Raw genomic sequence first — 15,548 nt, 5'->3', positions numbered from 1 at the left:
ATTTTTTAGAGTGCTGCAAAAATAATTGCTTTTGAACTTAAAAAATAATTATTTTTTAAAAAGTTGTCGATTCTCCACCTTTAGTTCTTGTTATAATCTTATTTTTGAAGAAATAAGCACTCGCATGTTTTCTATTTTCGACTTTTCGCTGCAATTAAATGCTTTCCCAATCAAGAAAGCAAAATCCGATTTGGACAAAATAGTTGCGCTTTCTCCTCAAGAAAAAAAGCAATTTATTGAAAATCAGAAGCAAGCTATTGTTGAATTTCATTTAGAAAACAATGCTTTTTATCAAAAATTAGTTGGTTCGAAAGACTATAAAAACTGGGGAGATTTACCCGTTTTAAACAAAACCAATCTTCAAAGTCCATTAGAATCCAGACTTTCGAAAGGTTTTACAACTAAAAACAGCTACATCAACAAAACTTCCGGTTCCAGTGGTGAGCCTTTTATTTTTGCCAAAGACAAATATGCTCATGCGCTTACTTGGGCTTCTAATATGTATCGTTTTAGCTGGTTTGGAATCGATTTTAATCGGTCGCTACAAGCGCGATTTTACGGTATCCCATTAGATTTTATAGGTTACAAAAAAGAACGTTTTAAGGATTTTTTGAGCAAACGTTTTCGATTTCCTATTTTTGATTTATCGGATGTGGTTTTAGAAAAAATGCTGAAAAAATTTCAGAATACAAAATTCGATTACCTCAACGGTTATACGAGTTCGATTGTATTGTTTGCTAAATTTTTACGAAAGCGAAATATCATATTAAAAGACATTTGCCCCACTTTAAAAGTGTGTATGGTTACCTCCGAAATGCTTTTTGAAGACGATAGGAAATTGTTAGAAACACAATTCGGAATTCCAATTGTCAATGAATATGGTGCCTCCGAACTGGATTTAATTGCTTTTGAATCCCGAAGTGTCGGGACTGAAGGCGAATGGCAAATCAATGCCGAAACACTTTTTGTGGAAATTCTGGACGAGAACAATCAGGTTTTGCCTTACGGATCAGCAGGTCGCATTGTGATAACTTCTTTATTCAACAAAGCGCATCCATTCATTCGTTATGACATAGGTGACATCGGAATTTTGGACGAAAAAAGTACTTTAGAAAAACCTATTCTGAGACAGCTTATTGGTCGAACCAATGATATTGCTTTTTTACCGAGTGGCAAAAAATCGCCGGGATTGACATTTTATTACGTAACCAAATCCATTATTGAAGACGATGGAAATGTCAAAGAATTTGTCATCAAACAACGAAAAATAGATAGTTTTGAGATTGAATACGTAAGTGAAAATGAATTAGATTTGGCACAAATTCAAAAAATAGAAGAAGCCATCGCTTTATATTTAGAGCCCAACCTACATTTTGAATTTATTAGAAAAAATACTTTAGAAAGAACAGCAAGAGGAAAACTAAAACAGTTTACATCATTTTTATAATGTAAATAAAATCGTATATTAGTGTCTTAAACTATTAAGAGATGGACTCTAAACTTATTCTTTCGGAAGAAACAATTTCTAACACCATTTACTACATTAGAAATCAAAAAGTGATCCTGGATAGGGACTTAGCAATACTTTATGGTATTGAAACAAGAGTTTTAAAACAAGCCGTAAGAAGAAATATATCCCGATTTCCAGAAGATTTTATGTTTGAACTTTCAAAAATAGAATACGATTCTTTAAGATCACAAATTGTGACCTTAAAGAATGGAAGAGGTAAACATCAAAAATATTTGCCTTTTGCCTTCACTGAACACGGCATTTTAATGTTATCTAGCGTTTTGAATAGCGAAAAAGCAATTCAAACCAACATTCAATTTATGCGAATTTTCACTAAAGTAAGACAAATGCTTCTTGACACCACCGAAATGAAACTAGATATTGTTCAAATCCAGAAAAAACTGGAAAATCAAGGGAAAAATATTGAATTGGTTTTCTCCTATTTAGATGAATTAACCGAGAAAAAAGAAGAGCAAAAACCAAGAACAAAAATTGGTTACAAAAAATAATTAAATGGATTTAGAATAACGTGTTTTTATAAGCAATTGGGTAAATAAAAAGCCAATCATGCACAACATAGAAACTACTAAGTTAAAGCCATAAAACTGCCTGTAAACTGCAAAATTATATTGGATTAAAGCAGTTTTAGAAGTGGACAGCGAATTCTCCCGAATGCGATAAAAAGCCAAACTTTCAGGAACTGGTTTTGCTATTTTAATCTTTTTCAAAATGGTCAACCAATGCATCCAATCCTGGCGTTTTCGAATGTTGGAAATACTAATTTTTCCAAAATATTCCACATCATAAATTCCCGTCAAATTACCCACATAATTACAGAAAAATAGTTGGCGATACGATAAATTTCGGGGTGCTTCGATTCTTCTATTTAATGAATTTCCTTGCTCATCAATGCAATCATAAAACGAAAAAGTAAATGGCAAATTTTTCATTTGCATGAAGTTGACTTGCTTTTCTAATTTTTCAGGTTTCCACAAATCATCAGCATCTAGAAACGAGATGTATTTTCCAGCAGCTTTAGAAACTCCATAATTTCGTGCCACTCCCGTACCTGAATTTTTTTCTAACGGATAAAATTGAATTCTTTTATCCGTTAGAAAAGTAGTAATTATTGTTTGAGTAGTATCAGTGGAACCGTCGTCAACTAATAGTATTTCCCAGTTTTGATACGTTTGATTTTGGACAGAAATAATAGTATCTGAAATGTATTTCTCAGAATTAAATGTTGGGATTATTACAGATACTAAAGCACTTTCCATTCTATTTAATATAATCCGTGAAATCCTTATGCTCTTCCTTAGAAAGTTCTTCAGGAGACAAAGATTTGAAGTAATCGTAAGTGATTTTCATTCCTTCGGCACGACCCACTTTAGCTTCCCAACCTAATAGTTCTTTGGCTTTAGTTGTATCAGGTTGACGTTGTAATGGATCATTTATTGGCAACGGATGATACACCACTTTTTGATTGGTTCCTGTTAATTTAATGATTTCTTCGGCAAAATCTTTAATGGTAATTTCGTCTGGATTACCAATGTTTACCGGATATACATAATCAGAATGCAGCAATCTGTAAATTCCTTCTACCTGATCATCCACATAACAAAACGAACGCGTTTGCAACCCATCACCAAAAATGGTTAAATCTTCACCACGAATTGCCTGACCAATAAACGCCGGAATTACACGACCGTCGTTCAATCGCATTCTTGGTCCATAAGTATTAAAAATTCGAACAATTCTGGTTTCTACACCATGAAAAGTATGGTAGGCCATTGTAATGGATTCCTGAAAACGCTTAGCTTCGTCATAAACTCCTCTTGGTCCAATCGTATTTACATTTCCGTAGTATTCTTCAGTTTGAGGATGCACCAATGGATCTCCATAAACTTCAGAAGTAGAAGCAATCAAAATTCGCGCTTTTTTTACTCTTGCTAATCCTAAAAGATTATGCGTCCCAAGAGAACCTACTTTCAAGGTTTGAATTGGAATTTTTAGATAGTCGATTGGACTTGCCGGTGAAGCAAAATGCAAAATATAATCCAATTCGCCAGGAACATGAACAAATTTAGTAATATCATGATGGTAAAATTCGAAATTTTCGAGTTTGAACAAATGTTCTATATTTTTCAAATCTCCCGTAATGAGATTATCCATTCCTATAACAAAATAACCTTCTTTGATAAAACGATCGCATAAATGTGACCCTAAAAATCCTGCAGCACCTGTAATCAATATTCTTTTCATAACTATCTATTCATCAATTACTTTCTAATTGATATTAAAAATTTGTTCCAATATTTTAATGGTAATCAAATAAGTAGGCTTTACCCCAGAAGTTCCCAATCCACCTGAAGCCAACGTACTTCCTGTTTCCAATGGGTTATCCGAAGCATAATACGCATAACGCACCTTGACATCTTTTGGGATACTTTTCCTGATTTTTGAAGCCGATTGTATCGCTTTTTGATAATGTGAACCTTCCATTTCCAAACCGATAACACCCCAAGTCGATTCGTGGAAAAACTTCAATAAATCCCTGTTTTGCAACGAAGTTCCTAAAACGGTAACCATAGCCCCTTCATAAACCGCAATGCCATTGCCTTGAAACATTTCGGCAGTTAATTCATTTTCGAAAAAATAATTATCAGCAGTTCCTTCGTTGATATGTGCATTCGGAATCATAATATCGCCTTTTCCGCCTTCGAGAATTCCTGCTTTTCCCATAATAGAAACCGACTGAACATTCAGAAAAATATTCTTTTTATAAGGTTTCAATAACTCATCAACAGTTTCATAAGCCTGTTCGCCAAAAGCATAATCCATTACAATCAAAACTGGTTTTTCCGCTTCAAAATAAGCCTCCGGAAAAGCGCTTGTAGCCCAATCAATCTTAGCGGTGTCAAAAATTTGAACGTCAATATTAGTTCCTACCGTCTCCGGTAAGGAAATCATTCCTTGTTTGATAGCTTCTTCTTCAACCTTACTTCTGGATCCATTGGCAGTAGGTTTGCTTAATTCTTCAAAAATCTCAAAATCCGATTTACCTTTAAAAGTAGTTTTTAAAACCTTTTTAGCAAAAATAGAGTTCATTACCGAGTGCATATTGGCACTAATGATATGAATAGGACGCTCTAAAAGCTGATTTTCTCTTAATATTTCCTTGATGTTCGTTGCCCATATTTCGCCGTGAATATGATGCCCTAAACGTTCTCTGAGAATAGGACTGAAAGTAATGGTTCTTTTGTTGTTATTCATTACTTCTTCGATGGCCAATTTTCCCAACCAAAAAATAATATGTAAAAAACGATCCGGTAATGCTCCTGAACCAAAATCATCGTAAATATCCAATACATCTTCAAACGTTCGACCCAGAATATTAGCCGCATGCGAAATGGCAATCTCCTTTTCGACCAAGCCTAATTTTTCATTGTGTAAAACTGCCTGTTCTAATTTCTCCCAATCGCGCGAAACTTCGCCTCCATCATCTAATAAAACGCGGTTTTTAATCTTATGCGATTCGATAAAAATAAAAGTCAGATGCGTCAAAATATCATAAATATCCGAACGTCCCCGGGTAATTTCGATATTCATTTGTTCATCATCAATTCGGTAACAATTGCGCCTTCTTTTGGGTGGAACAATGGCTTGAAAATGCGATTTAGAATAACCCTCATCCGAAGTCAAATTGATAAAACGACATTCTTCGATTCCTAGTGGCAATCGCTCTATAACATACAAAAGTCCTTTTAATTCTACTTTTTCGTCAGCGATATTTCCATAAATTTCGGGACGTAAAGTCATCAATGCTTCACGCAAGGTATCGCCCGAAATTCCCATCGGCTTATAAAAACCTCTATTGAACAAATGACGCATCGTAATGTACATTTTTTCAATAGCCGCCGAAGATTCCTGAGCTCTGGTTCTCGATATGTTTTTAGCTTCTTTCATTAGTTACTTTTTGATAAAACATCAGCAATTTTTCTATCGTTGGAAAGTCTTGGAATTTTATTTTGACCTCCTAATTTTCCAATAGATTTCATGTATTCCTGAAAACCATTTTTAGGCACTTTGGTAACCACAACTTTTTGCAACACATTGCCTACAATCAAATCGTCGTAGTAAATGTTTTGCTTGCGCATGGCATTGTCTATCGCTTCCGCAAAAGTGTCGCTGTTTTCCGGTTCGTTTTCAAATTCAATGAACCATTCGTGATACGGCAAACCGCTTTCAGGATTGATTTGTGGTGCAACGGTAAATTCATTCACTCGAATATTGGTTCCTTCCATTGCTTCCTGCAAAGCACTTTCTACTTCTTTGCCAATTACGTGTTCGCCAAAAGCCGAAATATAATGTTTGATTCGACCCGAAACAATTACTCTGTAGGGTTTTAAACTGGTAAACTGAACCGTATCACCAATATTATACCCCCAAAGTCCTGCATTGGTAGAAATAATCAACACATAATTCACACCCAATTCGACTTCGCCAATCGTATATCTTTTTGGATTTTCAGTGTAAAATTCATCCGATTTTATGAATTCGTAGAAAATTCCAGAATTTAATAACAACAACATTCCCTTTTCTTTTTGGGAATCCTGATACGCAAAAAATCCTTCCGAAGCTGGAAACAATTCAATACTGTCTACTTTTCGTCCGATTAGATTTTCAAACTTGGCTCTGTACGGTTCGTAATTGACACCACCGTAAATAAACAAATTAAATTTTTTGAAAATATCACCAACAGGCTTTCCTCCTTTTTGCTGCAAACGCTCAAAATACATTTGCACCCAAGACGGAATTCCCGAAATCACCGTCATATTCTCATCAAAAGTTTCCTCAACAATCGCATCAATTTTAGTTTCCCAATCTTCGATACAATTGGTTTCCCATGAAGGCATGCGGTTTTTTTGTAAATATCTCGGAACAAAATGCGCTACGATTCCGGAAAGTCGTCCAAATTTGATTCCGTACTTTTCTTCTAAAATGGGACTTCCTTGCAGAAAAATCATTTTTCCGCCTACAAAATCAGCATTTCCTGTTTCATGAATGTAATGCAAAATGGCATTTCGAGCCGCTTCGATATGATACGGCATCGATTCCTTAGTTAACGGAATGTATTTAGCTCCAGAAGTCGTTCCCGAAGTTTTAGCAAAATACAAGGGTTTACCTTTCCACAACACATTTTCCTCACCTTTTACTACTTTCTCCACATACGATTTTAAATCTTCGTAATCGCGAATAGGAACTTGCTTGGCAAAATCGGCGGTGGTTTTAATTTGGTCAAAATGATGGTCTTTTCCAAATTGCGTTTGTTGCGCGTCTTTGATTAAACTTTCAAAAACCGCTTGTTGAGTCGCTACCGGATTCCTTGCCCAAAGCTGCGTTTTTTTATAAATATTTTTAGCAAATAGTTTTGCCGCTATTGATTTTATTGACATTTTGTTTGCTGATTATAATTTATTGAGAAAAAATGAATTCCATTTTCAGAAATCAAATGCCTATTTTTTCTTCTTTTTAGACGCCATTTGCTGTGCTTTTTTATCTTCTTTCTCCACTTCGGCTCTCAATTCTAATTCTTCTTTTGAAGGCGATAAATCTACTTTTTGAATTGTATCTGTCACTGATGCTAAGATGGAATCTTTATTGAATTTGGCATAATCTAATTGTCCATTAAGCACTTTTTGAATCGATTGAATGTAGGCTTCATTTTTCTTAAGTGCCGCTGTTAAGGAATCGGATTTTAAGGCTAATTCGGTAGCGTCTTTTTTCAATTGAGAAGAAGAATATCCCGGAATATATTCGCGCAGCGGTGTAAAAGCGATGATAAAAGTGGTTACTGCAATCAAGAAAATAGCCCCCAGTGTAGCCACCACAAAAACATTCATTAAAGTCAGTTTTAAAGAAAAAGTTTCTTCAAAAGTATCCTCATTCAATATGACCAATCGGTTTTTAGTGAATAATTTCCTGTGAAGTTTCTTTCTTTTCAATCTTTTCCCTGACATGGTTTTTCTTTATTTCACAAATATAATAATTAATGTCAATCATTGTGCTTTGGCCGCATTAGCTTATCATTATAAATATATGGAAAAAAAATTAGATAATTTTTAACGTTATATAAACTAAATAATTGCCTTAAAATGAGTTCCTGTTCAGTTATTCTAATTATCTTTGCTGCCAGTTTTTATTACAAATTTGCTTCGGCATTAATTATTCAATCATGGGAAGAATAGGTTTACCAGAAATCCTTATTATATTGGCAGTTGTTTTATTACTTTTTGGAGGTAAAAAAATTCCGGAATTAATGAAAGGTCTAGGTAGTGGAATCAAAGAATTCAAAAACGCTGCAAAAGACGATCAACAAGCAGCTGATAAAAAAGAAGAAAAAAGCGAAGAAGAAACAAAATAAAAAATTCTGTTTTTTATTAAAAATCCCAAAATCCAATTATACTTGGATTTTGGGATTTTTTATTTTTGGAATTTTACAAAACCATCGTCAATTTTAATTTACCTTAAAAACTAATTAGAATAAATTTCGAAAATATCGTTTTCATCAGAATTAATAAACTCTATTATTTTGTCTTTACTTTCTATAATTAAATCAACTAATTTTCTAGTATCTAAATTATAGGTTTTCAAATAAATTAACTTTGGAGGTGCTTTTCTTAAAAGTACAATTTTCTCAAAATCATCATCTTTACTTATGATTGTAAATCCATTTTTTTTGGCATAATTCCAAATAGAAATATCATTTGCAGGTTGAATGATTTTTAATTCAGATGCGTGAACAACTTCTGCAAAAAATGGCGTGAGCTTTTTTATCATTCGCCAAGATAAATTTTCGTCTAATAATAACTTCACGATGCAAAAGCAATTTTAGTCATATTATCTCTATAAGCTGCAAATGAAAGTGTTGCTATTATTTTTTCTTTATCTAAGGCTGGAAAATCTTCTATAATTTCTTCCATAGACATCCCGGCTGCCAGATAGGATAAAACATCCGAAACTGTAATCCTTGTACCAGAAACACAAGGTTTTCCACTTCTAATTTCTGGATTTATACTAATATATTTTTGCCAATTTTCCATAATTGATTCATTTAATATTCAAATTTAATCAATTTTTTTTGTTTTTCGTCATGTAAACAATGTTGACCAAATCAATCAATTTTAATCTTTTCAAAATTGGAATTTTACAAAACCATCGTCAACTGAATACGTTTTCTATCCTCGTCCACTTCCGTGACTTTTACAGTAACATGCTGATGTAGTTTTACTACTTCGTTTACATCGCTTACAAAGCCTGCTTTAAGCTGAGAAATGTGTACCAAGCCGCTTTCTTTGATACCTAAATCAACAAAGCAACCAAAATTGGTAATGTTATTGACAATTCCGTTCAAAATCATGCCTGTTTTCAAATCTTTAATCGTTTTTACATTTGGGTCAAATTCGAATACTTTAGCAGCTTTTCTTGGATCTAATCCTGGTTTCTCCAACTCTTTAATGATGTCTTTTAAAGTTAGTAAACCTATCTCGGGTGTAATGTAATTTTCAACTTTTATTAAGGTCGTTTTTTCTTTATTAGCTATTAAATCTGTCACTTTTAACTTTAAATCTTTTGCCATTTTTTCCACAATTGGATAGGCTTCCGGATGCACCGCCGAATTATCCAATGGATTTTTTCCATCTTTTATTCGAATAAAAGCCACGCCTTGTTGATAGGCTTTTTCGCCCAATCGAGGTACTTTTTTCAGCTGTTTTCTATCTTCAAAAGGTCCGTTTTCAGAGCGATAATTGACAATATTTTCGGCCAGCTTCTCTCCTATTCCACTCACATAACTCAACAAATGTTTACTCGCCGTATTGATATTTATTCCAACAGAATTCACACAACGAACAACTGTTGTATCTAATTCTTCTTTCAATTTGGTTTGATCCACATCATGTTGGTATTGGCCTACGCCAATGGCTTTTGGGTCAATTTTGACCAATTCGGCCAAAGGATCACTCAATCGTCGCCCAATAGAAACCGAACCTCGAACGGTCACATCATAATTTGGGAATTCCTCTCTCGCAATTTTTGAAGCCGAATAGACCGATGCTCCAGCCTCAGAAACCACAAAAACCTGAATCGGTTTGTCGAAAGCAATTTTCTTGATAAAGAACTCCGTTTCGCGGGAAGCCGTTCCATTTCCTATTGAAATTGCTTCAATATTATAGGCATTCACCATCGAACGGACTTTTTTCATCGCCATAGCGCTTTCATTTTGTGGTGCGTGTGGATAAATGGTTTCGTTGTATAACAAATCACCTTTTTGGTCCAGACAAACTACTTTACAACCACTTCTAAATCCGGGATCGATGGCTAAAATTCGTTTTTCACCCAATGGCGGTGCCAACAATAATTGTCCCAAATTATTAGCAAAAACCTGAATCGAATTGGCATCAGCCTTGGCTTTGGCTTCCTGTAAAGTTTCATTTGAAATAGCAGGATTTAGTAATCTTTTGTAACTGTCTTCAATGGCTAATTGAACGTGTGGCGTACTGGAATTTTGACCTTTTAAAACCAATTCGTCAATAATATCATAAGCTTCCTCAATATCGACTTCGACTTTAAACTTAATAAAACCTTCATTTTCGGCACGAAGCATCGCTAATAATCGATGTGAAGGTGCTTTTATCAACGGTTCTGACCAATCAAAATATTGGTTGAATTTTTGAGCATCTGCTTCGTCTTTTTTAGTTTTTACCACTTTAGTAGTAATCGTTGCTTTTCGTTGAAAAAGTCTTCGGAGTTGTTTTCGGACAAAAATATTTTCATTAATCCATTCGGCAATAATATCTCTTGCACCTTGTAAAGCGGCATCTTCATTAATCACATTATCATTCAAATATTTTGTGGCAATAAAATCAACATCGTCATTGTTTTGCGCCATGATGATTTTAGCCAAAGGTTCTAAACCATTTTCACGAGCGACATCAGCTTTGGTTTTTTTCTTCTTTTTGAATGGCAGATAAAAATCTTCTAATTCCTGTAAATCAAAACTTTGTTGGATTTTTTTGTCTAATTCCGGCGTTAATCCCTTTTGCTCTTCAATTGATTTTAAAATCGCTTCTTTGCGTTTTACTATCGCTTCGTATTCTTTTTGAAGTTTGGCAATTTGTTCAATTTGTACTTCATCCAGATTTCCTGTAGTGTCTTTTCGATAACGGGAAATAAACGGAATCGTGCAATCTTCTTCTAATAATTGAACGGTTTTTTGAATGTTTATGGCTGCTGTAGCAACAATTTTTGAGATGAATTGTATATTAGTCATTGGTCTGTTTTTCTATTGGCTAAAATAATATCTTTGATTTTAATTTGATACAAATGGATATTTTATTCTATTATTTTTTGATTGTTAATGCTTTTGCTTTTATCCAAACTGCTTATGATAAACGACAAGCCATAAAAGACAGAAGAAGAATTTCGGAAAAAAGTTTATTAACTGTTGTTTTCTTAGGAGGAACAATTGGTTCAGGATTAGCCATGCTCCTATTTAGACATAAAATTGCAAAAGCTTCTTATTTATTCAAGTTTATAGGAATTTTAATAATTCAAATAATAACAGTATTTTGGATTTATAAATCATAAAAAAAGCCCGGTGAATTACCGGGCTAAGTATTTATTTTGGTGCGTAGCACCGCAAAAAATCTTATTTACAAGAAATTTTATTTACTCTATTTTGATGTCTTCCACCTTCGAATTCTGTAGTTAAAAAAGTTTCCACAATTTCCATTGCTTGTTGGACTGACGTATAACGCGCCGGAATACATAATATATTAGCATCATTATGCAAACGGGTTAAATATGCAATTTCTTTCATCCAACATAAACCAGCTCTTACCTTTGGATGTTTATTAACAGTCATAGCAATTCCATTACCACTTCCACAAATTACAATTCCATACTCTGCTTTACCTTCTGCAACATCAGAAGCTACAGGATGTCCAAAATCAGGATAATCAACAGAAGCTTCTGTATCGGTTCCGTAATTCTTTACTTGATACCCTTTTGATTTAAGCATTGCTACAATTGCTTTTTTATATTCTGGACCTGCGTGATCGTTTCCTATTGAAATTTTCATTTTATATCTGTTTAATTTTTTTGCAAATTTACCAAAACTATTTGTATTTTATTATTTTAAAAAAAGTAAAAAATGAAATCTACTTTTAATATATAATCATCAGATTACGAATAGTATATGGGGTTATTAACATTTTTAATAATTTATAAAACATTGAAAATCAATTAGTATTCTATAATTAATTTGTTAAAATTTTGCATTGTTAATAGCAATTCATAATCACTTGATTTTCAGTTAACTTTAATTTAACATCTTTTGTTGATAAGTTGAGATAGAAAATTAGAAGTTTTTTTTGGTTGTATCGAAAAAAAATCTAATCCAAAATTGGAATTTAATAAACTAAAAAAGTTTGGATGATTTTTATAAAAGTTATAAACATAAAAAACTAGTTTATTAATACAATTTCAAAAATTACTTATTTACATTTTAAAATGATTTTAGGTTATCAACGGTTGTTAACTAAATTTTAAAAACACTTTAAAACTAAATATTTAGCTAAATATAACTATGTTAATAAGTCTTTATAACATGCTAAAACTTCATTTAGAAACAATTTCTAAAAAAATTATTGCAGCTATTAACACGCTATAATAACAAACAATAAATTAATTAATTTAAAATTTTCTTTTTTATAATATTAATATATGTTGACAACTTTGAAAAATTAAACAATATTTAAATTGTTATTGTATTTCATTTCCTGAAGAATTGCTATTACTGTTTCAATATCGTTAGGATGAATTTTAAGTTTGATTCCGCCCAATGCTGTTGAATACATTGGAACAATCGATGACATGATTTCGTTTTCAAAATAGTATTGCAAACCTTCCTGATCCAATCGGTGTTTTAAAATTTCGATTTGATGAATGTAATCAAAAGTAGCAATGGTAATAAAAGTTTCCATATCGAATTTTTTATAAAGTTGAAACGATTGCTAATGCGTTATATTTTCTTTAAAACTGTTCTTATATTCTTTTAACTGTGAACTATTTTGTAATTTTCGACTTTTAAGAAAAGACGTATGGGAAAAAGATTAAGAAAGCCTGCTAAGAAAGAGAAAAGTTTCTCAGATAAAATTATAAAAATATTATCTAATAGTGCTAATAAAGCATTCAATTATAAGCAAATAGCTGAAAGATTAGAATTAGATGATACACAAAGTAGAAATCAAATTATAAAGGATTTAAAGATTCTTGCTGCCGAAAAGAAAATTATAGAATCTGAACCTGGAAAATATTTAATCAAAGCGGTAAGTCAGGATTATTACGAAGGAACAATAGATATGACCAGTCGTAAGACGGCTTATTTTATTTGTGAAGATTTTGAAGAAGATGTATTTATTCCAACGAATAATTTAAATCGTGCTTTAGATAAAGACAAAGTAAGCGTTTATGTTTATAACCGAAGAAAAGGAAGACGAGCTGAAGGTGAGGTTATTAAAGTTTTAGAAAGACATAAAACGGACTTTGTGGGAGTAATTGATATTCAAAAGAACTTTGCTTTTGTATCGACTGCTAATCCAAAAATGTATACTGATATTTTTATTCCAAAAGATAATTTAGGAGAGGCTCAAAATGGAGATGTGGTATTAGTTCATATCGAAGATTGGCCTAAAAGAGCCGATAGTCCTTTTGGTAAAGTGACTAAAGTTTTAGGAAGACCCGGAGAACATGATACTGAAATTCATGCTATTTTGGCCGAATATGGTTTGCCGGCTGAATTTCCAATTGAGGTAGAAACCTATGCTCAAAAGATAGATACTTCAATATCTGAAGCTGAAATTGCAAAGCGTCGCGATATGCGTGATACTTTGACTTTTACCATTGATCCAAAAGATGCAAAGGATTTTGATGATGCACTTTCTTTCAAAAAATTAGAAAATGGAAACTACGAAATAGGTATTCACATTGCTGATGTTTCGCATTATTTAGAAGAAGGAACTATCTTAGATGATGAAGCGTATCAAAGAGCTACTTCGGTTTATTTAGTAGATAGAGTAGTGCCAATGTTACCTGAAGTACTATCAAATTTTGCCTGTTCATTACGTCCACAAGAAGAAAAGTATACGTTTTCGGCAGTATTTGAAATTACCGAAAAATGTCAGGTGGTGAATCAATGGTTTGGTCGAACAGTAATTTATTCAGATCAACGATTTGCTTACGAAGAAGCACAATACATCATAGAAACGAAAGATGATGTGATTCCGGAAGAAATTTCGTTAACGAGTACTTCGTATCAAGTTTCTCCTGAAATTGTCTCAGCAACGCTTAAATTAGACGAATTAGCTAAAATTTTCCGTAAAAAGAGAATGAATGATGGTGCGATTTCATTTGATAAGGTAGAAGTAAAATTTAATTTGGATGCAGAAGGAGAACCTGAAGGTGTTTATTTTAAAATTTCTAAAGATGCCAATCATTTGATTGAAGAATTCATGCTTTTGGCTAATAAAAAAGTGGCAGAATACATTGGAAAACAAAAGAAAACCTTTGTTTATAGAATTCACGACGAACCAAATGAAGACAAGCTAATTGCGATGCAAACTGTAATTGCAAAGTTTGGTTATAAACTTGATTTCCGTAATCCGGGTGATATTTCTAAATCATTGAATCAATTAATGGAAGATGTTAACGGTAAAAAAGAGCAAAATCTTATTGATACACTGGCTATTAGAAGTATGAGTAAAGCCAAATATTCTACGGATAATATTGGACATTACGGATTAGCTTTTGATTATTATTCTCATTTTACTTCGCCTATTCGTCGTTATCCTGACGTTATGGTTCATCGTTTGTTGCAATTTTATCTTGACGGAGGAAAATCAGTCGATGAAGAATTATTTGAAACCAAGTGTGTGCATTGTTCTACTATGGAAGGTTTAGCTACCAATGCTGAAAGAGATTCGATAAAATACATGCAGGTGAAATACATGCAAGATCATCAGGATCAGGAATTTTTGGGTGTTATTTCAGGTGTAACCGAATGGGGAATTTATGTTGAAATTGTCGAAAATAAATGCGAAGGTATGGTTCGAATTAGAGACATAAAAGAGGATTATTATACTTTCGATGAGAAACAATATGCTTTAGTTGGAGCAACTTCAAGTAAGTTGTTACAATTAGGAGACGAAATTTACGTTAAAGTTAAAAATGCCGATTTAGTAAAAAAACAATTGGATTTTAATTTTTTAAGAAGATCAGAAGAAACCGTAAATTAATGAAAATGAAAAAAGTATTTTTAGTAGCAATTGCTATTGTATCACAAGCAACATTTGCTCAAGTAACAAAAAAATTAGGTGATTTTAATGCTTTAAAAGTATTTGATAAACTGAGTGTTAAGTTAATAGCTTCAACTGAAAACAAGGTTGTTATAAACGGAACAAGAGAAAAAGAAGTAGAGGTTGTTAACAATAACGGGGAGTTAAAATTAAGAATGCCTTTTCCTAAATTGTTGTCAGGAGATGCTATTTCAATCAAATTATATTATAAAAATATTGATGATATCACGGCTAATGAAGGTTCTTCAATTTCCAGTGATGCGGTTTTTAAACAAACTATTTTTGATTTGAATGCTAAAGAAGGAGCACGAATTAACTTAAAAGTAGATGCTCAAAAAGTAAATGTAAAAGCAGTTACAGGAGGAATTATCGAATTGAGTGGTGAAGCGGTGAATCAAGATGTAATTATCATGTCTGGCGGTGTTTTAAAATCTAAAAATTTACTTACCTCACAAACTACTGTAAGTCTTTCAGCAGGAGGAAATGCCGAAATTAATGCAAGTACTCTAGTCGATGCAAAAGTAAAAGCTGGAGGAACTGTTTCTATCTATGGAAAGCCAAAACAAATTAATCAAGAAACAATTTTAGGAGGAAAAATTGAAGAAAAAGAATAAAAAAAATGT

16 protein-coding genes are annotated in these 15,548 nt (G+C 32.8%); 6 read left to right on the top strand and 10 right to left on the bottom strand.

From position 1 onward, the window contains the following. Positions 1–124: 124 nt before the first annotated feature. Together GTZ96_RS01015 and GTZ96_RS01010 are read left to right on the top strand one after the other, a co-directional pair. Positions 125–1,447, top strand: a complete 1,323-nt coding sequence (locus tag GTZ96_RS01015) for a phenylacetate--CoA ligase family protein (RefSeq protein ID WP_161640517.1) — start codon at positions 125–127, stop codon at positions 1,445–1,447. Positions 1,448–1,488: 41 nt separating this feature from the next. Then, a complete protein-coding gene (locus GTZ96_RS01010) occupies positions 1,489–2,019 on the top strand; it encodes an ORF6N domain-containing protein (RefSeq protein WP_161640516.1) in 531 nt (176 codons plus the stop codon). Here GTZ96_RS01010 and GTZ96_RS01005 read toward each other — a convergent pair whose 3' ends face one another. The 5 genes from GTZ96_RS01005 to GTZ96_RS00985 are packed head-to-tail and all read right to left on the bottom strand — an operon-like array spanning position 2,020 to position 7,530. Then, positions 2,020–2,787, bottom strand: coding sequence for a glycosyltransferase family 2 protein (locus GTZ96_RS01005; RefSeq protein WP_161640515.1), 768 nt, complete (start codon positions 2,785–2,787; stop codon positions 2,020–2,022). A gap of 1 nt (position 2,788) precedes the next feature. Beyond that, positions 2,789–3,772: a UDP-glucuronic acid decarboxylase family protein gene (locus tag GTZ96_RS01000; RefSeq protein WP_161640514.1), complete on the bottom strand. Its 984-nt coding sequence runs from the start codon at positions 3,770–3,772 to the stop codon at positions 2,789–2,791. 24 nt (positions 3,773–3,796) lie between these two features. Next, positions 3,797–5,476 (bottom strand): DUF6909 family protein, encoded by a 1,680-nt coding sequence (locus GTZ96_RS00995; protein ID WP_161640513.1) that lies wholly within the window; start codon positions 5,474–5,476, stop codon positions 3,797–3,799. After that, positions 5,476–6,966, bottom strand: a complete 1,491-nt coding sequence (locus tag GTZ96_RS00990) for a GH3 auxin-responsive promoter family protein (RefSeq protein ID WP_161640512.1) — start codon at positions 6,964–6,966, stop codon at positions 5,476–5,478. The genes GTZ96_RS00995 and GTZ96_RS00990 overlap by 1 nt, the downstream gene beginning before the upstream one ends. Before the next feature lie 60 nt (positions 6,967–7,026). After that, complete coding sequence (locus tag GTZ96_RS00985; RefSeq protein WP_161640511.1) at positions 7,027–7,530, bottom strand: peptidase; 504 nt, start codon at positions 7,528–7,530, stop codon at positions 7,027–7,029. A gap of 215 nt (positions 7,531–7,745) precedes the next feature. On the opposite strand from GTZ96_RS00985, the gene tatA reads away from it, so the two are divergent. After that, positions 7,746–7,934, top strand: coding sequence for a twin-arginine translocase TatA/TatE family subunit (tatA, locus tag GTZ96_RS00980; RefSeq protein ID WP_161640510.1), 189 nt, complete (start codon positions 7,746–7,748; stop codon positions 7,932–7,934). Between the two features lie 110 nt (positions 7,935–8,044). On the opposite strand, the gene GTZ96_RS00975 is transcribed toward tatA, so the two are convergent. The 3 genes from GTZ96_RS00975 to GTZ96_RS00965 form a co-directional block, all read right to left on the bottom strand. Next, positions 8,045–8,386: a DUF5615 family PIN-like protein gene (locus GTZ96_RS00975; RefSeq protein WP_161640509.1), complete on the bottom strand. Its 342-nt coding sequence runs from the start codon at positions 8,384–8,386 to the stop codon at positions 8,045–8,047. Then, a complete protein-coding gene (locus tag GTZ96_RS00970) occupies positions 8,383–8,613 on the bottom strand; it encodes a DUF433 domain-containing protein (RefSeq protein ID WP_161640508.1) in 231 nt (76 codons plus the stop codon). The genes GTZ96_RS00975 and GTZ96_RS00970 overlap by 4 nt, the downstream gene beginning before the upstream one ends. Positions 8,614–8,717: 104 nt before the next feature. Beyond that, positions 8,718–10,841 (bottom strand): Tex family protein, encoded by a 2,124-nt coding sequence (locus tag GTZ96_RS00965; protein WP_161640507.1) that lies wholly within the window; start codon positions 10,839–10,841, stop codon positions 8,718–8,720. A gap of 53 nt (positions 10,842–10,894) precedes the next feature. Between GTZ96_RS00965 and GTZ96_RS00960 the strand changes: the two genes are divergently transcribed. Then, positions 10,895–11,158 (top strand): DUF1294 domain-containing protein, encoded by a 264-nt coding sequence (locus GTZ96_RS00960; RefSeq protein WP_161640506.1) that lies wholly within the window; start codon positions 10,895–10,897, stop codon positions 11,156–11,158. 61 nt (positions 11,159–11,219) lie between these two features. Here the strand turns inward: GTZ96_RS00960 and rpiB are convergent, their stop codons facing one another. Beyond that, a complete protein-coding gene (gene rpiB / locus GTZ96_RS00955; RefSeq protein ID WP_161640505.1) occupies positions 11,220–11,651 on the bottom strand; it encodes a ribose 5-phosphate isomerase B in 432 nt (143 codons plus the stop codon). A gap of 664 nt (positions 11,652–12,315) precedes the next feature. Next, complete coding sequence (locus tag GTZ96_RS00950) at positions 12,316–12,555, bottom strand: DUF2007 domain-containing protein (protein ID WP_161640504.1); 240 nt, start codon at positions 12,553–12,555, stop codon at positions 12,316–12,318. A 117-nt stretch (positions 12,556–12,672) separates the two neighbouring features. Here GTZ96_RS00950 and rnr point away from each other — a divergent pair, with 117 nt between their 5' ends. Together rnr and GTZ96_RS00940 are read left to right on the top strand one after the other, a co-directional pair. Next, on the top strand, positions 12,673–14,865 hold the full coding sequence (gene rnr / locus GTZ96_RS00945; RefSeq protein WP_161640503.1) for a ribonuclease R: 2,193 nt from the start codon (positions 12,673–12,675) through the stop codon (positions 14,863–14,865). A 5-nt stretch (positions 14,866–14,870) separates the two neighbouring features. Continuing rightward, entirely contained in the window at positions 14,871–15,539 is a 669-nt protein-coding gene (locus GTZ96_RS00940) for a head GIN domain-containing protein (protein WP_161640502.1), read from the top strand. Positions 15,540–15,548: the final 9 nt, after the last annotated feature.

It is taken from the genome of Flavobacterium undicola (genome assembly GCF_009909155.2).
Taxonomy (GTDB): Bacteria; Bacteroidota; Bacteroidia; order Flavobacteriales; family Flavobacteriaceae; genus Flavobacterium; species Flavobacterium undicola.
Note: the sequence above shows the minus strand (reverse complement) of the source record. Positions and strands in the feature narration are given on the sequence as shown.

Bases quoted from the DNA above. Each gene is read 5' to 3' on its own strand.
- GTZ96_RS00960 (WP_161640506.1), top strand. From the start codon at position 10,895: ATGGATATTTTATTCTATTATTTTTTGATTGTTAATGCTTTTGCTTTT.
- GTZ96_RS00950 (WP_161640504.1), bottom strand. From the start codon at position 12,555: ATGGAAACTTTTATTACCATTGCTACTTTTGATTACATTCATCAAATC.
- GTZ96_RS00990 (WP_161640512.1), bottom strand. From the start codon at position 6,966: ATGTCAATAAAATCAATAGCGGCAAAACTATTTGCTAAAAATATTTAT.
- GTZ96_RS00970 (WP_161640508.1), bottom strand. From the start codon at position 8,613: ATGGAAAATTGGCAAAAATATATTAGTATAAATCCAGAAATTAGAAGT.
- GTZ96_RS00965 (WP_161640507.1), bottom strand. From the start codon at position 10,841: ATGACTAATATACAATTCATCTCAAAAATTGTTGCTACAGCAGCCATA.
- GTZ96_RS00995 (WP_161640513.1), bottom strand. From the start codon at position 5,476: ATGAAAGAAGCTAAAAACATATCGAGAACCAGAGCTCAGGAATCTTCG.
- GTZ96_RS00985 (WP_161640511.1), bottom strand. From the start codon at position 7,530: ATGTCAGGGAAAAGATTGAAAAGAAAGAAACTTCACAGGAAATTATTC.
- GTZ96_RS01005 (WP_161640515.1), bottom strand. From the start codon at position 2,787: ATGGAAAGTGCTTTAGTATCTGTAATAATCCCAACATTTAATTCTGAG.
- tatA (WP_161640510.1), top strand. From the start codon at position 7,746: ATGGGAAGAATAGGTTTACCAGAAATCCTTATTATATTGGCAGTTGTT.
- GTZ96_RS01000 (WP_161640514.1), bottom strand. From the start codon at position 3,772: ATGAAAAGAATATTGATTACAGGTGCTGCAGGATTTTTAGGGTCACAT.
- rnr (WP_161640503.1), top strand. From the start codon at position 12,673: ATGGGAAAAAGATTAAGAAAGCCTGCTAAGAAAGAGAAAAGTTTCTCA.
- rpiB (WP_161640505.1), bottom strand. From the start codon at position 11,651: ATGAAAATTTCAATAGGAAACGATCACGCAGGTCCAGAATATAAAAAA.
- GTZ96_RS01010 (WP_161640516.1), top strand. From the start codon at position 1,489: ATGGACTCTAAACTTATTCTTTCGGAAGAAACAATTTCTAACACCATT.
- GTZ96_RS00940 (WP_161640502.1), top strand. From the start codon at position 14,871: ATGAAAAAAGTATTTTTAGTAGCAATTGCTATTGTATCACAAGCAACA.
- GTZ96_RS01015 (WP_161640517.1), top strand. From the start codon at position 125: ATGTTTTCTATTTTCGACTTTTCGCTGCAATTAAATGCTTTCCCAATC.